The following is a 21737-nucleotide window of genomic DNA, read 5'->3' on the forward strand; positions in this document are numbered from 1 at the left end:
TGTAGGCGACAACATGAACACAATGAAGAAGCATAGAACCAGATTAAACTGATCGGATTAGGTGTCCCAAAAGCGAAGGCTTACGAATAGGGCAACACACGTAAAAGCTATTGGCGAATCTCCCGAAGTATCATACTACACAGAACCCTCGGAAACCCCTACTGGAGTTCCCGAGGGCTCAAAAGTCTATTATCTCGTTACGGAAATTTGCATCATCTATCTTGATTGAACCGCCGTATACCGAACAGTACGTACGGTGGTGAGAGTTGTCGGATGTTAAACGCTCGCTCCTACACGATTTCTGTAATAAAGATATTAACGTTCATCCTTATTGACTGGCACAACAGCAATTGTACATCGTGAAACGCTGATTAATTTACCTTCTTCATCCGTGATCTGAATATCCCATACCATTGATGTACGTCCTCTGTGAAATGGTACGGCAGTTGCGGTGACTGTGCCATCTTTTTTACCTCGTATATGATTCGCGTTAATTTCAAGACCAACAGGATAATGAGTCTCAGGATTCAGGTTCGCGGCAGCGGCTATGCTGGCAGCTGTTTCAGCAAGGGCAACGGAAGCTCCTCCATGCAGCAATCCCATAGGCTGAACGGTTTTTGGCCCCACTGGCATTTCACATACTACCTTGTCTGGCGTTACCTCTTTAAATGTAATCCCCAGTGCCCCGATAAGCGTCTTCTCCAAATCAATACCATTTAATAAATTAAGCTCATTCATATGAATCTCTCCTGTCTATATGCTGTGCTCTACTTCATCGACATTTGCATAAGATTTTTACTTGAAGCATAAATTCTGTTATAATCCATGTATATACATATAATAATATAGAATGTATACCATTTGTCAAGATTAACAGAAAACATCGATAACTGAATTGAATTTCTATAAAAGGAGCGGACTTAATGAAACATGATTTAGAGCAGAAACAAGCCGATCATATAATCCAGGTCTGCGCATGTGCAAATCTTAGAACAGTTTCAGGATCTTTAACACAGCTATACAATAAGCTGTTGAAACCAACAGGGTTGAAGATCACCCAATACTATATGTTGGGCAATATTTATACTTCACCGGATATTTCTATTAGCAAGCTGGGGGATATTATGCAGCTGGATCAAACAACTGTCACCCGTAGTTTGAATATTTTAAAGGAATCTGGCTTAGTTCAGATCAAACGTGATGAGCATGATTCGCGCACAAAAGTGGTATCTATAACCGATTTAGGATATGAGAAATTAAATAATGCTACACCCATCTGGAACAAGGTCCAAGATCAGATTGAAGGTTCAATAGGGAAAGATGAGTATGCAAATTTATTACGCAAACTAGACGAGTTGCAAGACGTCATTGACAATTACGACATCTGAATTAGCACGATACGTAAGTTGTTTCTGCGTTATTCACTGAGTTTAGAGTAGGAATTTAGAAATTATAGTAATAAATTGATTGACAAGTCTAAAAAATCTAGTAAAATACATGTATATACATGCAATGTGAGTTTGCTTACAATACCTATTTGCTTTTTATACGTGATAGACTTGCAAATATATTGAAAGCGCTTACGGAAAAGGAGAGTGTTTTTGATGAATTTAGTAGAATTGAAAAAGAGTATGAGTCTTCCGGTGATCGCTTCGCCCATGTTTATTATCAGTAATCCGAAGACGGTAATCGAGCAGTGTAAAGCAGGAATTATCGGTTCCATGCCTTCATTAAATGCAAGACCAATCGCACAATTTGAAGAATGGCTCATCGAGATTACAGAAGAGTTAGCGGATTATAATGCAAAAAATCCTGATAAACCCGCTGCACCATTTGCAATAAACCAGATCGTTCACCGTTCGAATGAAAGACTACAGGAAGATATGGAGCTATGTGTGAAGTATAAGGTTCCGATCATTATTACATCACTCGGAGCTAGAGAAGATGTGTACCAGGCGGCGCACAGCTATGGCGGGATCGTCTTGCATGACGTCATTAATAATATGTTCGCAAAGAAAGCGATTGAAAAAGGAGCAGATGGTTTAATTGCGGTAGCAGCAGGCGCAGGAGGGCACGCAGGACCGAAAAGCCCGTTTGCTCTTGTTCAGGAAATCCGTGAATGGTTTGACGGACCTCTTGCACTTGGCGGTTCCATCGCAACTGGAGGAAGCGTGTTGGCGGCAGAAGCAATGGGAGCGGATTTTGCATACATCGGGTCGCCGTTTATTGCGACTGAAGAAGCAAGAGCAGTAGATGGGTATAAACAGGCGATTGTAGACTCGAATTCTGATGACATCGTTTACAGCAACTACTTTACTGGAGTACACGGGAATTATTTAGCCCCTTCCATCCGTGCTTCAGGGTTGGACCCGGATAATTTGCCGGAAAGTGACCCGACGAAAATGAATTTTGGCGGAGATGCCGGCCAAAAAGCTTGGAAAGACATCTGGGGCTGCGGACAGGGCATTGGCGTGATCGATAAAGTACAGCCGACGAAAGACTATGTGGCACAATTAGCAGAGCAGTACAAACTGGCGAAAGATCAATTAGTTGGCGACAGAGTAAACGCAGCAAGCAGATAATGAAGGAGGGTATTTATGCAGCACATGTTATTCAGTGATCCAATTAAATTAAATGCAGTACGCTATAAAGATAGAGAAGCTCTTTCCTTTAATGGCTTGCGATTTACTTATCAGGATTTTAACAACAGAATTAATCAACTGTCTCATGCGCTGCAAAGTATCGGAGTAAAAAAAGGCGATAAGGTGGCAATTATGCTGATGAATTGCCATCAATTATTCGAACTGATTTTCGCCTGCGCGAAGATTGGTGCCGTTTCTGTACCGGTTAACTCCAGGTTTGTCAGTCGGGAGATTCAACATGTTGTAGATGATTCTGAAGCTGTTTTGCTCGTTGTTGACTCTCGATTTATGGGTGAAATCACGCCTTCAATTGAAAAATATAAGACTGTAAAACACTTTATAACGGTAGGATCGAGCGAAAAGGTGCAATATCCTGAGTATGAGAAATTGATTGCAGATTTCTCTATGGAAGAGCCGGTCCCTTCGTCACCTCTTACTGAATTAGACACATTAACGATTATGTATACCGGCGGGACAACCGGATATCCGAAAGGAGCAGTCCGCACACATCGCAGTATGTACTTAGTTACGTTATTATTCAGCATCGAATTTAATATCAGCAGGCTCGGGAAAGGACTGGCAGCGGGTCCTCTATACGGCGCCGCTGCGCTAAGTATTTCACTTCCGAATTTATATGTAGGAAACAGTCTTCATATATTGGAGAGTTTTCATCCTGTTGAAGTCTTGAAAGCACTTGATGAAGAAAAGACAACTACTACATTTTTGGCGCCGCCTATGCTGGAAGCGATTTTTTCATTACCTGAAGAAATCCTGCGCCAATATGACGTATCGTCTTTACAATCTATCATTTCTGTCGGGGCGCCTCTGCATACTAGCACGAAGGAAAAGGTCTTCAATTATTTCCCGACTGTCGATCTGAATGAATTTTATGGAGCTACTGAGTTAGGCGGAGCAGCTAATTTATTTCCTGAAATGCAGAACGATAAAGACCGGTCGGTTGGCGTCCCTATGCTTGGAATGGAAATTGAATTACGCAATGATGTAAGAGAACCTGTGCCGGCTGGTGAAGCAGGAGAGTTTTTTGTCAGAGGAATTACTCTGTGTGATGAATATTATAAGAGGCCGGAAGCGAATGAAGAGTCTTTTGACGGTGAGTGGCTCAGTTTAGGCGACGTCGGTGTTCAGGATGAAGACGGATATTATTCTATCGTGGATCGGAAACAGGATATGATTTTATCGGGCGCAATCAATGTGTATCCTGCAGAGATTGAAGGTGTCCTGCACGAACATCCGAGCGTTGTGGACGTTGCTGTCATTGGGGTCCCAGACGAGAAATGGGGAGAAGTTTCTTTAGCTGTTGTAGTGTTGCGAAAAGGCGCAGAAGTTTCAAAAGAAGAGCTAATTGAATTTTGTCAGGGTAAATTGGCAAAATATAAAATTCCGCAGCATGTTGATTTTGTAGATATACTTCCACGCAGCCTGCAGGGGAAATTACTGAAATTCAAAATACGTGAAAATTACGTGAGTACGTAAAACGCAAAAACCGAAGTGCCAATTGCACTTCGGTTTTTCCTATTTACTCTTCAGTATCCTCAACTGATGCCGCTGATTCTGTTTGAGAAGCAGCAGGATCAGATTTAGAACGAATCACTTCATTTGTCAGCTGTTCGATGCTCGGGCGGATATTGCTCTTGCCTGAGTAGTTTTCCAGCATCTCTTTTACGTCAATGCCTGAAGAAGCTTTCAGTGTTTCCTGCAGTGTCGACATCAGATCAGTTGCATAGGATGTCACTTTATTGGCACCGCCACCTTCACCGCCGCCTGTATCGACTACAGTGATCTTATCGATATTGCCAAGCGGACTAGCGATTTCTTTCGCGTATTCAGGAAGCATATTGACGATCATATCGAGCATAGCTGCCTGGCCGTAGAATTCAAATGCTTCTGCAATTTTACGTTTTGCTTCCGCTTCGGCGAGACCTTTCAATCTGATAATATCAGCTTCTGCTTCACCTTGCGCACGCTGTGACTGTGCTTTCGCTGTACCATCTAGACGGACCTTCTCTGCATCTGCCTGGGCGCGTGCTTCAATTCGGTATTTTTCCGCGTCGGCTTCTGCCAACTGCCTTGATTTGTCCGCTTCAGCATTTTGTTCGATTGCGTAGCGGTCTGCATCTGCCTTTTTCTTCACTTCTGAATCGTATTGCTTTTCACGGCGAAGTATCTCTTTTTCTTCCAGTTCGATTTGTTTCTGTCGTTCGATAATTCGGACCTGCATTTCCTGTTCTGTAACTTCTTGTTTGGAACGGGCAGTCTGCAATTCATAGGCTTGGTCTGCACGTGCTCTCGCCACATCTTGCTCGCGTCGGTATTCAGCTACTTTCAGCTGATTCTCTTTTTCCGCTTCAGCAATTTCGGTCGCACGTTCCAGCTCTGCTTTCTGTGCTTCTTTTGAAGCTTCTGCATTTTTAATGCGTGTTTCTTTTTCTGCTTCAGCCATCGCTATGTCAGCATCACGTCTGACTTGTGCAATACGCGGCTTTCCTAATGAATCAAGATAGCCATTTTTATCGCGTACATCCTTTATCGTGAACGATACGATAATCAGTCCCATTTTCGCGAGATCCTGTGAAGCGACCCGCTGAACTTCTTGTGAAAACTTATCACGATTCTTGTAGATTTCTTCTACCGTCATGGAGCCCAGGATCGACCGCAAATGACCTTCGAGAACTTCTTTCGCTTCGTTTTCACGGTCAGCTTTTGATTTTCCTAAAAATTGTTCAGCAGCCGTTGCGATTTCAGAGATGGAGCCTCCGATTTTGATGATGGCTGTGCCGTCCGCCATAACCGGAACCCCTTGTTCTGTATAAACTTCAGGTGTGGAGACTTCCAGTTTACTTGATAATAAACTAAGCGGTTCTGCCTGCTGGAATACAGGGAATACAAATGTACCGCCTCCCCGGATGATTTTAATTCGATTCCCTGACTCATCCGTATGTACATTTTTCGGGCCCAGGTAACTTCCGGTTACGATCAGTGCTTCATCCGGTCCTACCGTTCTGTATTTCAAAACATAGATACCGATAACAGAAATTAATACAATTGCAACAATACCTAACACAATCCATAAATTCATACTATTTCCCCCTTTTTATTATTTGAAGCGGAACGGCTCATACTCTTTGACGAGGAATGTTCCGTTTTCCACTTCGATCAGCAATACTTCTTTTCCATACTCGATTGCTTCATTCTCATATCCAGCAGCGCGTTTTGCTAGATTCCCATTGACAGTTTCGAGCAGGATTTCACCAAATCCGTCTGACGGTATGGGAACGATTACTTTTCCAACCAGTCCTGTCAGTGATTCATCTGTATAGGCAAGCGAGACTTCAGCTGATCTGAGCGGAGCCAATACAAAGAAATAGAGTAAGAAGTCGAGTACAACAGCTACCCCTGCTGCTATAGCGAGTATGCCCCAGCTGTTCATAGACGTAAGCAATTCTAAAATATATGCGGCAGCTGAAGTAAAGGTGATAAACGCCAGAATGACAGCGGGATCTAAGAATGGACTAGATTCGCCGATACCTTCTGCCAGGTCGCTAAGCAATACATACAGCACACTGGCAATACCTGCAATAATCAATATAGATAAATACAGATTCTGAACTGCAATTCCGAATAGCTCCATCTTTGATCCCTCTTTTCTACATTCTTTTGTTACTAATTATACGGATATACAAATGAAAGGTTTCATTATTATCTAAATTGTAAAGATTACATCATTCGTCGAAAGAATCGTTTCATCTTGAAAATGAACATCTTCTTTCAACGTAAAAGTATAATCATACTATGATTAGCGCATGATTTAGATATTGTAAAATCGATATGCACTGCAATATTTGAGTTGAAAGATGGCAAGATGAATCGTTTATTATAACTAGTTTGTGTAAGGAATGGGTGGAGAGAAATCAATTAGTTGATTATATACCTACAGGGGTATATAATCTACATATCAACTAATGAAAAGGGGTCTTTATTATGACTGCAAAAGCAACTGTTTATGTATCTTCTACTTGTCCTTACTGTACGATGATGACGAATTATTTAGATGAGATTCATGTACCTTATGAAACCATCAATGTCTCAACTGATCCGGTAGCAGGACAGCGCCTCGTTGAAACGACAGGGCAGATGGGTGTACCTCAGACTCAGCTGAATGGCAAGTGGATTTTAGGCTTTGATCCGGCAAGTGTGCAAGCTGCTTTGGACGCATGAAGTATATCAGACAGCTTTTTGTATGCAAAACATGCACGCTTGAAACAGCGGAAGAGATGGAAAAGAAACTGTTTCCGCGGTTTTGTATAGGGCACGTCGGATTTGTTGTGATGGGTATAGTGCTGGTCATCATAGAACTAACTCATTAATGAAGAGGAGGCAGCAAAAATGGGATGGATCATCGCTGCAGTAATCGTCGTATTCCTTGTCTGGCGGATCAAATCGACAAAAGGCGTAAAATCCATGTCGACGGGAGAGCTGAAAGAGATTTTAAAAGATAAAAAAATTCAGTTCGTCGATGTACGCACACCGGCAGAGTATAAAGGACGCCGTATTAAAGAGTTTAAAAATATTCCATTGAATCTATTGAACAATAAGATTTCCACTTTGGATAAAGAACGTGATGTAGTAGTCATCTGCCAAAGCGGCATGCGCAGTTCACAGGCTGCCAAGCAGCTGAAAAAAGCAGGATTTACCAGCGTGACAAATGTTCGCGGCGGTATGAGCGCGTGGCAAGGATAACGATCAAAAGTGTTTCAGGTAAATTTTCCTGAAACACTTTTTTTATGGAATAAAAAGTTGGGCGACAGGGTACTAGAATAGAAAAGGCCGAGCAGCTAACCAATTATGACTATAAGAGTAACGATTATTCCGAAAAATACATAAGGTATGATACACTACGAGAAAGGTAAAAGGAGGGCGAGCGTTGCCATGATTCATGTGGGGTTGACAGGGTGGGGAGACCATCCAAGCCTGTATAATGAAAAAACTGCAGCCAATAAAAAACTAATTGATTACAGCAAACACTTTCCAATAGTAGAACTCGACTCTACATTTTACGCAATACAGTCAGACAAGATGATGCGGAAGTGGACGGAGGAAACGCCCGATGGATTTCAGTTCATTGTGAAAGCCTACCAGGGTATCACGGGACATCAGCGTGGCAAGCTGCCATATGAATCAGAGGAAGAGATGTTCTCATTATTCAAACTGTCGATGACCGCTTTTTCTGAAGCAGGGAAACTGGCGATGGTTCTTGTGCAGTTTCCGCCTTGGTTTGACTGCCAGAAAGAAAATGTGGACCGGATCCGCTATGTTCATGAACAACTGCCGCCTCTGCCTATTGCGGTGGAATTCCGTAACCAGTCATGGTATTCGCCTGCCTTCAGGCAAAAGACACTGGATTTTCTGCAAAGCTTGAATATTATCCACGCAGTGTGCGATGAACCGCAAGTCGGTGACGGCAGTGCACCACTTGTGCCGGTAGCTACAGATTCTAAAGTGCTGCTGAGGCTTCATGGGCGAAATGGCAGCGGCTGGGTTAATACAGAAAGAGACAACAAAGCCTGGCGAAAAGTTCGTTACTTATATGATTATAATGAAAAAGAGTTGGAAGAGATGGGCGAAATCGTCAACAGTCTTCAGCAACAGGCACAAGAAGTGTTTGTCATTTTTAATAACAATTCCGGTCAGCATGCAGCAAAGAACGCCAAGCAGTTTGCGGGGCTTTTCAATATAGAGTACGGTCAGCCGATCACGAAACAAATGGATTTGTTTGAAGAGGAGTCAAATTAAATGGAATTTCTACTACTGGCACTGATCGGATTAGCTTCCGGTGTGATCGGATCAATTGCAGGTCTCGGCGGCGGTACGATTCTTGTGCCCGTGACCCTTTTTATTGGACTGAATCTGGGAATGATACCCGATATAACACCACAGAGCGTGGTTGGCTTGTCAGTCATTATGATGATTGCCAATGGACTTGGTTCGACAGTTACTTATATGAAAGTAAAAACAATTGATTATCGCAGCGCCATTCTGTTTTTTGGCGCGAGTATACCGGGAATTGTCTTAGGTGCTTATATCAATAAAGGTCTCGATATTAAGTCTTTTAATCTGTATTTTGGTATATTATTAATTGTACTGTCCGTGTTATTATTAACCAGAAAGTATTTAAAACCTATACAATGGTTTGTGGAGCACGGAAAGCAGATGAAATTTACCGATCCGCAAGGCCAGACGCATATTTACGGTTATCCAATCTGGTTTGCTGTACTGTTGTCACTGTTTATCGGGTTTACCTCAGGATTATTCGGTATCGGCGGCGGTACGATGATCGTTCCGGCAATGATTTTGCTGTTCCTGTTCCCGCCGCATGTGGCGGTCGCTACCTCTATGCTAATGGTCTTTTTGTCAGCTGTCGTTAACTCGGTATCTCATATTTCACTCGGACATGTGCCGTGGCTTTATACGATTCCAGTAGTGCCTGGCGCATACTTTGGCGGAATGCTCGGTGCTTATTTAAACGGAAAATTGAAATCAGACACATTGGTTGTAGTCATACGCATCATTTTACTCGTCTTTGGACTGCGCTCCATTTATGAGGGGATTTGGGGTTGACAATTAATGAAGGAAACGATTGCTACCATTCATATTTATCATACCAACGATATACATAGCCATTTTGAAAACTGGCCGCAGATCAAGCGTTTCTTACAAGATCGCAAAGAGCAGGCAGTTCAGGCTGGAGAAGCTTGTTTCATTTTTGATATCGGCGACCATGTCGACCGCTCACATCCTTATACAGAGGGAACGGTTGGCAAAGGTAATGTGGAGCTATTAAATGAAGCGGGATACGATGCTGTAACAATCGGTAATAATGAAGGAATTACGATGTCGAAGGAGTCATTGAATACTCTTTATGAAGATGCTTTATTCGATGTGGTGGTTTGTAATTTGAAAGACGTAGAAGGTGCGGTGCCTTATTGGATCAAGACCTCTAAAATTCTTGAAACGTCAGACGGCGTCAGAATAGGAATTGTCGGAGCGACTGCACCCTATTACGCTTTTTACCGTCAGCTTGGCTGGGAGATTATAGAACCGCATAAACAGCTGCAGAAAATCGCCAGCAGGCTGAAGGACGAGTCAGACATAGTGGTGTGCCTATCGCATTTAGGGATTAATGAAGACAGGCTGCTGGCAGAAGAATGTCCTGAATTCGATGTGATCTTAGGTGCTCACACTCATCATTTGCTGCCAAATGGAGAGTGGTCAGGTGATACACTGATCGGCGCTGCAGGAAAGTTCGGTCATTATATTGGCCATATCCGTGTAGACGTCGACCGCATGACTAATCAAGTAGTTTCTATGGAAGCGGAAGTCTTTCCGACGAATGAAATGGAACAGACAACTGAAGATGTGATGGAGATAAAAGGGTATCTTTCTGCAGGTGAAGAAGCACTGCATGTACCGGTATTCTACAATCCATCCCCTTTATCGCAAAAGCTGACCGGTGACAGTCCGCTGTCGTCATTTTTCGGACGCGCGCTAGTTGCATACACAGAAGCAGACTGTGCCCTTTTCAATGCAGGAATATTCCTCGGCAGTTTGGATAAAGGATGGGTGACGAAAGGAGATCTTCACAGTTTGCTGCCGCATCCAATTAATCCTTGCCTCGTCACGCTGGATGGTTTGGAGTTACTGGAAGTATATGAACAGTCACTGGATCCCAAGTGGACGGACATGAAAATTAGGGGACTTGGTTTTCGCGGTACATTCATGGGTGCTGTGCTCCATGAACATCTATTTCTCAACACAGAAGGTCAGTTGTTTGCCGGCAATCGAATGGTGGAGGCAGGAAAAAGCTACACACTTGCCACACTTGATATGTTCACATTTGGTTTTTTCTTTCCGTTATTGAAAGAAGCGCCTAAGCAATATATCATGCCCGAAATGCTGCGTGATGTTCTCGGCTGGTATGGAAGGAAATATTTTAATGACTGATAGTTATGCACGCCTCCTGACTCGCATAAAGTGAAGCAGGAGGCGTCTTTATGCGGTTTTATACAAATCAAAAAAAACCAAGAAAAACGCGGCAGGCAACAAATTGGCTGCGGTTCATCATTCCGACCATTATTGTGGCAGTCGCCTTATTCTTTTATTATGTAAATAAACAATTGACCCCAATCTATACTGAATATGCGGAAATTCAAACACAGAAAATAGCCAGTTATGTCATCAGCCAGGCAATTCAGGCGCGTTCTTCCAGTGTCTATGATATCAATGAAATCATAGAAAATGTACCGGATGACACCAGTGATACCGTGACGACGAAATTTAATGCGGAAATTATCCAGCAGGTCATGGCAGAAATGCATCAACTGGTAGAAGATCATTTGGAACGAGCTGAAGGCGGAGATCTGGATATGCTGCCGCCGCTCGGGGATTTGGAATACAATCCAGATATGATGCAAAAAGAGCAAGGGATCGTGTTTTTTGTTCCGCTCGGTCAGGCGACAAATATTCCGTTAATCGGTAACCTCGGTCCCAAAATTCCGATACGTTTTCATGTCGTAGGAGATGTCCATGCCAACGTTGAAACCAATTTAGTAGAATTTGGTATTAACAATGCTTACGTGGAATTAAATTTAGTGCTGCAAGTAAATGTACAGATCATCGTGCCGCTCGCGACGAGCAAAAGTGTTGTGGAACAGAAGATGCCAGTGGCGATTGGTTTAATCAGAGGAAAGGTACCTCAAATTTATTCTAAGGGTGAACAGACACCGGCACAAATTGAAGTGCCGCTAGAGAAAGAGGATTAAATGGGTATTGTGAACGTTGTCGATTATTGCTACACTTAGATATAGAAGAATATCGAGACTTACGTAGAGGCTGCATTGTTTATAAGTATCTTGCAAGAGAGTGACGTCCGTGACTGCAAGTGAAAGGAGACGATGCCGAAGTCTGAGAAGGGTCAACTTCTCAGGTTGGGGTTATTTCGAAAAGGAATGACACTGTCATACAGCGAAATGTATGGAGGACTACAACAGCCAGATGATCTGCATCCACTTACTTAGTGTCATGCTGAATGATCTGCAGATGAACTCAGCCGGCTCCTACACGTTAGTATAACTTGTCGGAGCGGGCTTTTTATCTGTTAATAGCTATTTGTTCTTCATATCATTTAGCATGTTCGGTATTGTCTAGCAACTAGGAAAGAGGAGGAATTAACATGATTGGAACATGGGTATCCATTTTGCCTCCTGTTATCGCCATTGTAATGGTATTGGTGACGAGGAGAGTATTATTGTCTTTAGGAGCGGGGATTGTTACTGCAGCCTTTCTGATCGCGTCTTTTTCGCCGGTAGAGACATTAAAAAACGTCTGGACGGCAATGACGATTTCATTTTGGGATGGCGGACTAAATACGTATAACCTATTTATTATGCTATTTTTATTACTGCTTGGTGTCATTACTGCGTTTGTCAGCCTGTCTGGCGGGAGCGCAGCGTTTGCAAGGTGGGCAGTGACACGGATTCGTACAAAACGTGGAGCGAAATTGCTGACGGTGATTTTAGGGATTGCTATTTTCGTTGATGACTATTTCAATTCATTAGCAGTCGGCCAGATTGCGAGACCGATCACGGATCAACATAAAATATCGCGTGCAAAACTGGCTTATTTCATTGACTCGACGTCTGCACCCATCTGTGTAGTCTCACCGATTTCAAGCTGGGGCGCATTTCTGATAGGGCAACTGGCTATTATACTTGGCACGACAGCAGCGGTCACTTACTCACCGCTGACAGCGTTCATCATGATGGCGCCAATGAACTTTTATGTCATAGCGACGCTTTCCATGGTCTTTTTCTTCGCATGGACGAACAACGACTTTTTCGAAATGAAAAAGCATGAGGACCGTGCCATCAATGAAGGTGCATTATACGATCCGGATAAAGAAATTCCTGGGGAGCTTAAGGAAGATTTCCCGGAGCATAACCATGGAAAAGTAATTGATCTGGTAGCACCTATCGTGACACTAATTGTTGTTACACTCGGCATGATGGTCTATACAGGATACAAAGAAGCGGGCGTCTTCAATATTTGGGCAATTTTCGAGAATACGGATGTACCGAAATCACTAGTGATTGGCGGAATTACCGCAACGGTTTTAGCGATGATCTTGTATATGATGCAAATGAAAGTAAATAAAACGGCAAGTTATTCCTGGATGGGCCGTGCATTTATCAGCGGTTTAAAAGCTATGATGCCGGCGATTCTGATTTTAATATTTGCATGGGGTCTGACAGAATTGATTGCTACTCTCGATACGGGTCTCTTCCTTTCTGAAACGGTGGAGAAATTTAATATTCCGGTAGCTTTCCTGCCTGTGCTGATATTCGTTTTAGCAGGTCTGATGGCATTTTCTACAGGAACTTCATGGGGGTCTTTCGGTATTCTAATGCCAATTGCAGGAACCATTATGGTCAATGCAGCTCCGGAATTATTATTGCCGGCTTTGGCAGCAGTTCTTGCAGGAGCAGTTTTTGGAGATCACTGTTCGCCGATTTCAGACACAACGATCCTGTCTTCTACGGGAGCGGGTTGTAACCATATGGATCACGTAGCGACTCAGCTACCGTATGCAATGGTTGCCGCAAGCGTTGCGGCTTCAGGATATTTCGTTCTTGGACTGACTGGTTCTGTATGGATTGGATTAGCAGCAGTTGTTATTATCTTAATAGTATTATTTACGTATTGGACAGCCAAAGGCAGACAGCGTCAGGCACATACAGCGTAAACCTAATTTAGACTAAGAGTACCAGTAGTGTGGTTCTCTTAGTCTAAAAAAATGCTTTGACATCTTCAAAAGTCCTGTTTATACTAAATATACGGAACTAGAATTATCAGAAAAAAGAGAATGGTGTTAAGTTTGTGAATAATAATTTTGAAGGGGGAGAGCAGAATGGAAAATCGTTCACAATGGGGAACGAGAGCAGGCTTTATATTAGCAGCAGTGGGTTCGGCAATCGGACTAGGTAATATTTGGCGCTTTCCGTATGTCGCATATGAAAATGGCGGGGGAGCGTTTTTTATTCCGTATCTGTTCGCATTGCTGACAGCAGGTATTCCGATCTTGATCATGGAATTCACAATCGGGCATAAGTACCGTGGATCAGCGCCGCTTTCCTTTTTCCGTTTAGGCGGTAAAAAGACGGAATTTTTAGGCTGGTGGGGGATATTTGTATCGTTTGTCATTTCTACCTACTATGCCGTCATCATTGCATGGGCAATGAAGTATACGATTTACTCATTTGGTTTGTCCTGGGGTCAGGACACGGGAGCTTTCTTCATTAACGATGTCTTGAAACGTGCCGATAATCCGGGGGAAATCGGAGGATTAGTGGGAGGCGTTGCATTACCGCTTCTGCTTGTATGGGTCATTTGTTTCTTTATCTTACTTGGCGGTGTCAAGAAAGGGATCGAGCTGGCGAATCGGATATTTATTCCTGTCCTTTTTATACTCTTTTTATTCGTCGTCATTCGTGCGATTACACTTGACGGGGCAATGGTAGGATTGGATGCATTCTTCAAACCTAATCTTGAGCAGCTGATGAATCCGCGTGTGTGGGTAGCTGCATACGGACATATCTTCTTTAGTTTATCCATCGCATTTGCGATCATGATTACGTACGCAAGTTATTTGCCAAAGAAGTCGGATATTACGAATAACGCATTCATTACGGGTTTTGCCAACTCATCTGTTGAACTACTTGCGGGTATCGGGGTGTTTGCGGTACTTGGATTCATGGCAACTCAGCAAGGTGTGGATGTAAGTGAAGTGGCAGCAGCAGGAGTAGGGCTGGCCTTCGTTGTATTCCCGGAAATCATCAATCAGATGCCGGGTATGAACGGAATCTTTGGAGCTTTCTTCTTCCTGTCATTAGTCCTGGCGGGTATTACATCACTTATATCGATATGTGAAACGTACATTGCAGGATTATCTGATAAATTCAATATTTCAAGACGCCGTTCCGTTACAATCGGTGTCGGTCTTTCAGGATTAATCTCTATGCTGTACGCAACAAATGGCGGACTGTACTTCCTTGATGCAGCAGACTACTTTATCAACCAATTCGGTATTGCTGTAATCGGTCTGGTAGAAGTAATCTTGCTGGCATGGGTATTCAGAAAGCTTGGCGTATTCGAACAGCATGCCAATGCAGTATCTGATATCCGTTTAGGTTGGTGGTGGAAAGTGTCATTGACAGTGATCACGCCACTTTTACTTGGAACCATGATGTTCTTCCTGATCAAAGACAATATTGCTGAAAACTATGAAGGATATCCGACATCGTTCTTATGGACGATCGGTTGGCCGGTTGCCATTGGCGCATTTGTCATGTCCATCGTATTCACTGCGTTTAAGTGGAAGGACAATACACGAATTACAACAGACTATGAAGATGATAAAGGAGGGCTTTAAATGGATAATGCAATGAGTGGCTCTGCGATACTCATGATGCTGGTTGGTGTGACAATCATCTGGGGTGGTCTATTTTTAAGCATCTTCTATGCAACTATCTTGTCGAAGTTCAAGAAGAAGTACAAAACTGAACAGTAATCGATAGACGTCTGCAGTGTACTTTGCTGCAGTCGTTTTTTTATTGATTGTCAGGAATTATTGTTCGATGCAAGTGCGAACTTAATTGAAGGTTTTCTGAATTTATGTTACATTGACATGAGTAGAATCTATCAAAAGAATGGAGTAGGTAGCCTTGTCGTGTAGACCTGAAACCGGAAGGAAGACAGAGCATATTAAGAAGCCGGATTGGCTGAAGATTAAGCTAAACACCAACGAGAATTATACAGGTTTAAAGAAATTAATGCGTGAGAAAAATTTACATACAGTGTGTGAAGAAGCGCGTTGCCCGAATATACATGAGTGCTGGGGAGAGCGCCGTACTGCGACCTTCATGATCCTAGGTGCTGTATGTACAAGAGCTTGCCGCTTCTGTGCAGTTAAAACAGGTTTGCCGAACGAACTGGATACAGCAGAACCGGAACGCGTGGCAGAATCAGTTGAACTGATGAACTTAAAGCACGTTGTTGTGACAGCGGTTGCACGTGATGATCTGAAAGACGGAGGTTCGGGTATCTTTGCGGAAACGATCCGCGCGATCCGCCGCAGCAATCCTTTCACTACCATTGAAGTGCTGCCATCCGATATGGGCGGGGAACGTGATAATCTGCAGCGTCTGATGGATGCTAAGCCTGACATTCTAAACCACAATATTGAAACGGTTCGCCGCTTGACACCGAGAATCCGTGCACGTGCAACCTATGATCGTTCATTAGAATTGTTGTTACGTGCGAAAGAAATGTATCCGGAGATTCCAACTAAATCTTCATTGATGGTAGGGCTTGGGGAAACAGTAGAGGAAATCATCGAAACGATGGATGATCTTCGTGCGCATGACGTCGATATTATGACAATCGGCCAATACTTGCAGCCGACAAAAAAACACGCAAAAGTGGTAAAGTATTATTCGCCGGATGAATTCGGTGAACTACGCAAGATTGCAATGGAAAAAGGGTTCTCGCATTGTGAGGCCGGGCCGCTAGTTCGCTCCAGCTACCACGCTGACGAGCAAGTCAATGCTGCTGCTAAGGAAAAGCAGCGCAAAGGCGACGAGCAGCTTGAGCTGGAACAGCAAGCGAGCAGCTAATATGGAAGTGAAGCTTAATATGGTCATTTTAGAGAATATGCAGTATGAAATAGCAGAAGAATTCCGGGAAGGTTTTGACGAGGAAGCACTAAATGAACGATTTAGTGAAGTACTCTTGAAGTATGATTATATTCTGGGTGATTGGGGCTATGGACAGTTGCGGTTAAAAGGTTTTTTTGATGACCGCAATGCCAAATCAACCTATGAAACGAAAATCAGCACGGTACAGGATTATATTTATGAATACTGTAACTTCGGGTGCGCCTATTTCATTTTGAAGAAAATCGGGAAAGTGAAACCTGAATCGCAAGAAAAACAACAACCGGAAACTGAACAAGATTAAAATGAAAGCTTCGGGAAAATTAGCCCGGAGCTTTTATTTGTTTGATCAAAAATATGATAAGATAGAAGAAGTTAATGAATAGGGAGGAAGAGGCGTTATGTATTTCGTCGATCAGAAACAAATCAGTAAGACACTTGCGTATATGGAACAGCTGCTTCGTATTTTTGAAAAGGAAAGCGGCTGGCAGCAGAACGAATTAAACAAGTTGGCACTTGAACGTATTGCACACGGTTTAATTGAAGGAATCATTGACGTTGGTAATTCCATGATTGATGGATTTATTATGAGAGATCCTGGCAGCTATGAGGATATTATCGATATTCTGGAAGATGAAAAAGTGATCACAACGGAGCAGGCTGACCCGTTACGAGCGCTTATTTCATTGCGGCCGATGATTGTCCGCCAATTTACTGAAGTTAAGACACTTGAAGTGGAACAAGCAATCCGTGCGACGTCAGAAGAGTTAAGGCAGTTTCCGAAACAAGTCCGTGATTATCTAGAGAATGAATTAGGGCCTGTTTCTGCGTTTCTGCCGACGGAGTAATGGGTATGACAAACTATAAGGCGTATTGTCTGGATTTAGACGGCACGATGTATCGTGGAAAAGAACCTATTGCAGAGGCAGTGGATTTCGTCAATGGGTGTCAGGCTGCAGGTGCAGAGACGTATTTCATTACGAATAATGCGGCCTTGACACGTGCCGCGCAGCAAAAGAAACTGGCGGAATTTGGTGTGCAGACAGATGTTGATCATATTATGAATTCTGCAATTGCGCTCGCTAGGTACTGTAAACAAAATTATGCAGGTGCCCGTGTCATGATGATCGGTGAAGAAGGTCTGGAAGAGGCATTGGCGGCCGAAAAAATTACGATTACCAATGAAAATCCCGATATCGTGATGATGGGACTGGACCGTCAGATTACGTACAGTAAGCTGGCGGAAGCCTGTCTTGCGATACGCAACGGCGCAAAGTTTTTCGGGACCAATGAAGATAAGAAGTTTCCTACTGAGCGGGGATTAGTGCCGGGCAACGGCTCCTTCCTTCATTTAATGGAAGCCGCAACGGGAACGACACCTATCGTAGTAGGAAAGCCTGCACCATACATGCTTGAGTTCATTCAACAGCAAGGCGATTATGCTAAAGAGGAAATGGTACTGATCGGAGACAATTACGATACGGATATCTTGGCAGGCATCCGCTATGGCATTGATACAGCATATGTCGCTACCGGCGTAACGCCGGCAGAAGAAGTGCTGATTAAAGAAGTTTTGCCGACGTATGTCCTTCCTTCATTGGCGGACTGGCCAAAAAAATAAGCATAGCAACTTGCGCTATGCTGTTTCTTATATAGTTAAAAAAGTGGGTTTTCCTCGATGAACTGGTAAATTGCTTTTGTCAGTTCATCAGGCGTATCCGCTTCAACAAGTTCACCGTTGACAATCGCATATAACGTATCCGCACATTTTGTGCAGTAGCTCAAACATCCGTACTCAAGTACATCAATGTTCGGGTCTCTTTCTAATGTCTCGAATACCGGATAGGAACCATTCGCCAAATTACTGATACAAAATTCCACGATGGGATTCATCTTTCTCACCTCGCTATTAGAAATGGTACTCTTTTTTTAGATATGCGTCAATGAACATGGCATATTGTGAAAAGAATCACATACTGCTATAATAGCAAATGAGGTTTGAGCGGAAATATAGACATAGAAGGAGAACATTATGAGGAAATTACTATTACTGGGTGCCGGATATGGCAACATGCGAATATTGCTGCGTCTGCTAAATAAAGACTTACCGAGCGATATGGAGATCACACTTGTGGACCGAACGCCGTTTCATAGTTTGAAAACGGAATTTTACGCGCTTGCTGCAGGAACGGCTCCTGATTCAGAGATTCGAGTGGCGATTCCGACTCATGAACAATTAAAAGTGGTAGAAGGCGAGATCGAAGAAATTAAGCCTGAGCAAAATGAAGTCATTCTCAAAAATGGACAAGTACTGACATATGATGATTTGGTTATCGGGTTAGGGAATGTAGATAATTACCATGGCGTTCCCGGTGCTGCAGAACATACACTGAGCATCCAAACAATTGGCAAGTCCAGAACTACCTATCAGACTCTTCTAGGCCTGAGCGGAGGCGCGACAGTAGGGATTGTAGGTGCCGGTCTAAGCGGTATCGAGTTAGCGAGTGAGCTGCGTGAAAGCCGGCCTGACTTGAACATTAAACTATTCGACCGCAGTCCTCGTATTCTGCGTGATTTCCCCGAACGTTTAAGTAATTACGTTAAAGGCTGGTTTGACCAGAACAATGTAGAGGTCATTGCCAACTCGAATATTACAAAAGTTGGGGAGAGTACTCTACATAATCACGAAGAGACAATCGACGTAGATGCTGTCGTATGGACGGCTGGAATCAAGCCGAGTCAGGTTATTGAAGAAATGGAAATTCAAAAAGATCGTTCAGGACGCGTAGTGCTTAATCAGTACCATCAAATCCCGAATTATCCAAATGTCTATGCAGTAGGAGATATTGCGGCTCTTCCACATGCACCAAGTGCCCAGCTGGCAGAGGTCCAAGCCGAGCAGATCGTTCAAGTGCTGCGTCTTATCTGGAAAGATGAGCCGCTAATGGAAACGATGCCTGAACTGAAACTCAAGGGATTCATGGGTTCATTAGGAAAGAAACAAGGATTTGCTTATCTGGCTGACCGTACGGTAACTGGTCGAATTGCCAGACTGATGAAATCCGGTTTGCTGTGGATGTACAAGTGGCACAATGGGTAAAAATGAAAGTCGTTGCGCGGATGTGCAACGGCTTTTTTTAATGCATGAATTTTGATGGTGGGTTAATATAAAAAGGCAACCATCACAAAGTGAAATGGCTGCCAAATAAGAGGTATTCTGCTGTAAATTGTACAGGATGTTCTCAATTATTGCTTTTCATTATCAACTTATTCTCCATGATAGCCAAGTGCTTCCATCGCTTTGAAAACTGGTTTTAATTGGATGTAGCCTTCCCCGACCATCTCATGATCAACCATGACAAGCGGATAAAAGTACTCATCTTCCCGGATTTTTTCAATAATTTCAAGCTGGCGGGAATCTTTTATATCCTGCTCAATATCGATATAATTGATTGAAAAAGGCTGTCCAGGATACTTTCTGGAAAGAGCCGCTTCAAGCCACTCGTACGTATCTTTTGAAGATGGGGCATTGACACAGCTTGCGCAAATAATATCCGCTCCGTATACCTCAATTGTTACAGGTGATTGTGACATATTGATCTAACCTCCGAATCATTATTGGATTTTTTCTGCTTGGCAGTTTATAATAAGTATAAGGAAAGGAGAGAGTGATTACAATGACAACAGATACTCAATTATACGAACCGGTAAAAGAAGTTTTAGATAAATTGCGCCCATTCCTCTTGCGAGACGGAGGAGACTGCGAACTTGTGGATATTGATGAAGGAATCGTTAAGCTTCGTCTACTTGGAGCATGCGGTACTTGCCCGAGTTCTACCATTACATTAAAAGCCGGTATTGAACGCGCATTATTGGAAGAAGTTCCAGGTGTAGTAGAAGTAGAACAGGTCTTTTAATTATTATAATGAAAGAAGCGGTACAAAGAGATAGCCTCTTTGCACCGCTTTTGTCATTCTTCGGGTTGAGTTTCTGCTTCCCGTATTTCCTGCCAGCGTTCTTTTGCGAGCTGGATGAGATTCGGCTCGGTTGATCTCTTTTGTGCTTCGATGACACGGGAGAAATTACGGATGGCTTCTTCGCGGTCATTAATTCGCCAAGAAAGCTCTGCAATCATAAATTGCACACGAGTCTCTGACATCTGGGTGCCTACATAGTCACCTTCAGAAAACGCCTGTATGTATAAATCCCGAGAAGTTTTCAGATAGCGCATTTCTTCCGTCTTGTCCTCTGCTTCTCTATAAATCCAAGCGATCCTCAGCATCATACCTGCCATTGTTAAGTGTTTTTCTTTTTTGAAGTTGGCGTTTAAATAAGCCAGTTTATAAGACTCGATCGCTTCTTCTTTCGTTCGTTCACCGCCGAATGAACGACTATGCCATTTGGATGTTATGTTTTGTGCAATCATTTCTTTCGTTCCGGGTGCAAAATAAGGTGAGAAATCTTCAGTGAATGCAAAACCGCAATTCGGACAAACCGCAACATTATAGAAAAGAGGATTTATATCCTTGTTTACATATATAGGCCTGAAGTCACTATCATGTTCTGACACCCTTACTTGACGCGAACGGATTCTAGTAGTTGGAAAATGCTCTTTGCATAACATGCACTGCATTTTCTTTTCATAAAAAGGGCTAATTTCCATGAGACTCATTCCTTTCATTCTTAAGTCTTATTATACAGCAAAATAGACCTAATGGGCGGAGTATTTGTTTGCATTCCCATGAAAAACATTGATATGATAGAACAAAACGTGGAAAGTGAGTGAGAAGAATGACCAATCCAGTTGAAATTACAGAAGCAGCAACATTTCACGTGAAGAAAATGATGGAGCACAATGAAGAAGAAGGATCTTATCTGCGCGTTTCCGTCAATGGCGGCGGATGCAGCGGATTAACATATGGGCTCGGTTTTGCTCAAGAGCAAGAAGAGGATGATATTTCGTACACACAGTTCGGGATACCTGTCTTAGTAAAAAAAGAAGACGCAGCAATTCTGCAAGGCACAAAAGTGGATTACAAAGAATCCCTAATGGGCGGCGGCTTCACCATCGACAATCCGAATGCGATTGCGAACTGTGGGTGCGGTACTTCATTTAGAACAGCTCAAAAAGCTGGAGCACCTGCTGATTGTGAGTAAAATAGTTGTTTTGTAAATGTTGAATGGGGATTGTAAAGAACAGTTAGAATTGATTTGTACACAATCCTCGAAAATAGTAAACACAACCCTAAAAAGATGTATTTAGGGTTGTGAATACCATGCCTTTTTGATTTGTATGTTGCTAAAACATAAC

Annotated in this window: 25 protein-coding genes and 1 riboswitch; of the genes, 19 read left to right on the forward strand and 6 right to left on the reverse strand. The window is 43.0% G+C overall.

Features of this window, described 5'->3' with window-relative positions:
* Window positions 1–315: 315 nt before the first annotated feature.
* Entirely contained in the window at window positions 316–738 is a 423-nt protein-coding gene (locus Q1J64_RS09775) for a PaaI family thioesterase (RefSeq protein WP_301108876.1), read from the reverse strand.
* 185 nt (window positions 739–923) lie between these two features.
* Here Q1J64_RS09775 and Q1J64_RS09780 point away from each other — a divergent pair, with 185 nt between their 5' ends.
* From Q1J64_RS09780 to Q1J64_RS09790, 3 genes are all read left to right on the forward strand, one after another.
* Window positions 924–1388 carry a MarR family winged helix-turn-helix transcriptional regulator gene (locus tag Q1J64_RS09780; RefSeq protein ID WP_301108877.1) on the forward strand — a complete coding sequence of 155 codons (465 nt, stop codon included), beginning with the start codon at window positions 924–926 and terminating at the stop codon, window positions 1386–1388.
* Window positions 1389–1604: 216 nt separating this feature from the next.
* On the forward strand, window positions 1605–2582 hold the full coding sequence (locus Q1J64_RS09785) for an NAD(P)H-dependent flavin oxidoreductase (protein ID WP_483315977.1): 978 nt from the start codon (window positions 1605–1607) through the stop codon (window positions 2580–2582).
* Window positions 2583–2597: 15 nt separating this feature from the next.
* Complete coding sequence (locus tag Q1J64_RS09790; protein WP_301108879.1) at window positions 2598–4136, forward strand: AMP-binding protein; 1539 nt, start codon at window positions 2598–2600, stop codon at window positions 4134–4136.
* Window positions 4137–4179: 43 nt separating this feature from the next.
* Here Q1J64_RS09790 and floT read toward each other — a convergent pair whose 3' ends face one another.
* Together floT and Q1J64_RS09800 are read right to left on the reverse strand one after the other, a co-directional pair.
* Window positions 4180–5739 (reverse strand): flotillin lipid rafts scaffold protein FloT, encoded by a 1560-nt coding sequence (gene floT / locus Q1J64_RS09795; protein WP_301108880.1) that lies wholly within the window; start codon window positions 5737–5739, stop codon window positions 4180–4182.
* Window positions 5740–5757: 18 nt separating this feature from the next.
* Entirely contained in the window at window positions 5758–6291 is a 534-nt protein-coding gene (locus tag Q1J64_RS09800; protein ID WP_301108881.1) for an NfeD family membrane protein, read from the reverse strand.
* 350 nt (window positions 6292–6641) lie between these two features.
* On the opposite strand from Q1J64_RS09800, the gene Q1J64_RS09805 reads away from it, so the two are divergent.
* From Q1J64_RS09805 to Q1J64_RS09865, 13 genes are all read left to right on the forward strand, one after another.
* Window positions 6642–6878: a glutaredoxin family protein gene (locus tag Q1J64_RS09805; RefSeq protein ID WP_301108882.1), complete on the forward strand. Its 237-nt coding sequence runs from the start codon at window positions 6642–6644 to the stop codon at window positions 6876–6878.
* Window positions 6879–7046: 168 nt separating this feature from the next.
* Window positions 7047–7400 carry a rhodanese-like domain-containing protein gene (locus Q1J64_RS09810; RefSeq protein ID WP_301108883.1) on the forward strand — a complete coding sequence of 118 codons (354 nt, stop codon included), beginning with the start codon at window positions 7047–7049 and terminating at the stop codon, window positions 7398–7400.
* Window positions 7401–7589: 189 nt separating this feature from the next.
* Complete coding sequence (locus Q1J64_RS09815; RefSeq protein WP_301108884.1) at window positions 7590–8453, forward strand: DUF72 domain-containing protein; 864 nt, start codon at window positions 7590–7592, stop codon at window positions 8451–8453.
* A complete protein-coding gene (locus Q1J64_RS09820) occupies window positions 8454–9278 on the forward strand; it encodes a sulfite exporter TauE/SafE family protein (RefSeq protein ID WP_301108885.1) in 825 nt (274 codons plus the stop codon).
* A 6-nt stretch (window positions 9279–9284) separates the two neighbouring features.
* A complete protein-coding gene (locus Q1J64_RS09825; protein ID WP_301108886.1) occupies window positions 9285–10661 on the forward strand; it encodes a bifunctional metallophosphatase/5'-nucleotidase in 1377 nt (458 codons plus the stop codon).
* Between the two features lie 50 nt (window positions 10662–10711).
* Entirely contained in the window at window positions 10712–11479 is a 768-nt protein-coding gene (yunB, locus tag Q1J64_RS09830; protein ID WP_301108887.1) for a sporulation protein YunB, read from the forward strand.
* A gap of 56 nt (window positions 11480–11535) precedes the next feature.
* Window positions 11536–11709: riboswitch (Lysine riboswitch) on the forward strand.
* A 180-nt stretch (window positions 11710–11889) separates the two neighbouring features.
* Window positions 11890–13458: a Na+/H+ antiporter NhaC family protein gene (locus Q1J64_RS09835; RefSeq protein WP_301108888.1), complete on the forward strand. Its 1569-nt coding sequence runs from the start codon at window positions 11890–11892 to the stop codon at window positions 13456–13458.
* A gap of 165 nt (window positions 13459–13623) precedes the next feature.
* A complete protein-coding gene (locus tag Q1J64_RS09840) occupies window positions 13624–15144 on the forward strand; it encodes a sodium-dependent transporter (RefSeq protein WP_301108889.1) in 1521 nt (506 codons plus the stop codon).
* On the forward strand, window positions 15145–15282 hold the full coding sequence (locus Q1J64_RS09845) for a MetS family NSS transporter small subunit (RefSeq protein ID WP_301108890.1): 138 nt from the start codon (window positions 15145–15147) through the stop codon (window positions 15280–15282).
* 154 nt (window positions 15283–15436) lie between these two features.
* The gene (lipA, locus tag Q1J64_RS09850; protein WP_301108891.1) at window positions 15437–16387 is read left to right on the forward strand and encodes a lipoyl synthase; all 951 of its coding nucleotides are present in this window, start codon (window positions 15437–15439) and stop codon (window positions 16385–16387) included.
* 19 nt (window positions 16388–16406) lie between these two features.
* A complete protein-coding gene (locus Q1J64_RS09855) occupies window positions 16407–16730 on the forward strand; it encodes a YutD family protein (RefSeq protein ID WP_301108901.1) in 324 nt (107 codons plus the stop codon).
* A gap of 97 nt (window positions 16731–16827) precedes the next feature.
* A complete protein-coding gene (locus Q1J64_RS09860) occupies window positions 16828–17274 on the forward strand; it encodes a DUF86 domain-containing protein (RefSeq protein ID WP_301108892.1) in 447 nt (148 codons plus the stop codon).
* A 5-nt stretch (window positions 17275–17279) separates the two neighbouring features.
* Window positions 17280–18047: a TIGR01457 family HAD-type hydrolase gene (locus tag Q1J64_RS09865; RefSeq protein WP_367183465.1), complete on the forward strand. Its 768-nt coding sequence runs from the start codon at window positions 17280–17282 to the stop codon at window positions 18045–18047.
* Window positions 18048–18082: 35 nt separating this feature from the next.
* Here Q1J64_RS09865 and Q1J64_RS09870 read toward each other — a convergent pair whose 3' ends face one another.
* Window positions 18083–18319 (reverse strand): YuzB family protein, encoded by a 237-nt coding sequence (locus Q1J64_RS09870; RefSeq protein WP_301108894.1) that lies wholly within the window; start codon window positions 18317–18319, stop codon window positions 18083–18085.
* A gap of 139 nt (window positions 18320–18458) precedes the next feature.
* On the opposite strand from Q1J64_RS09870, the gene Q1J64_RS09875 reads away from it, so the two are divergent.
* A complete protein-coding gene (locus Q1J64_RS09875) occupies window positions 18459–19526 on the forward strand; it encodes an NAD(P)/FAD-dependent oxidoreductase (protein WP_301108895.1) in 1068 nt (355 codons plus the stop codon).
* A 167-nt stretch (window positions 19527–19693) separates the two neighbouring features.
* On the opposite strand, the gene Q1J64_RS09880 is transcribed toward Q1J64_RS09875, so the two are convergent.
* Window positions 19694–20020 carry a YuzD family protein gene (locus Q1J64_RS09880; RefSeq protein ID WP_301108896.1) on the reverse strand — a complete coding sequence of 109 codons (327 nt, stop codon included), beginning with the start codon at window positions 20018–20020 and terminating at the stop codon, window positions 19694–19696.
* Window positions 20021–20103: 83 nt separating this feature from the next.
* Here Q1J64_RS09880 and Q1J64_RS09885 point away from each other — a divergent pair, with 83 nt between their 5' ends.
* Entirely contained in the window at window positions 20104–20343 is a 240-nt protein-coding gene (locus Q1J64_RS09885; RefSeq protein WP_009498020.1) for a NifU family protein, read from the forward strand.
* A 53-nt stretch (window positions 20344–20396) separates the two neighbouring features.
* On the opposite strand, the gene Q1J64_RS09890 is transcribed toward Q1J64_RS09885, so the two are convergent.
* Window positions 20397–21089, reverse strand: a complete 693-nt coding sequence (locus Q1J64_RS09890) for a DUF2225 domain-containing protein (protein ID WP_301108897.1) — start codon at window positions 21087–21089, stop codon at window positions 20397–20399.
* 128 nt (window positions 21090–21217) lie between these two features.
* Between Q1J64_RS09890 and Q1J64_RS09895 the strand changes: the two genes are divergently transcribed.
* Complete coding sequence (locus tag Q1J64_RS09895; RefSeq protein WP_301108898.1) at window positions 21218–21583, forward strand: HesB/IscA family protein; 366 nt, start codon at window positions 21218–21220, stop codon at window positions 21581–21583.
* Window positions 21584–21737: the final 154 nt, after the last annotated feature.

The sequence above is a fragment of the Sporosarcina sp. genome (assembly GCF_029257255.1).
Taxonomy (GTDB): Bacteria; Bacillota; Bacilli; order Bacillales_A; family Planococcaceae; genus Sporosarcina.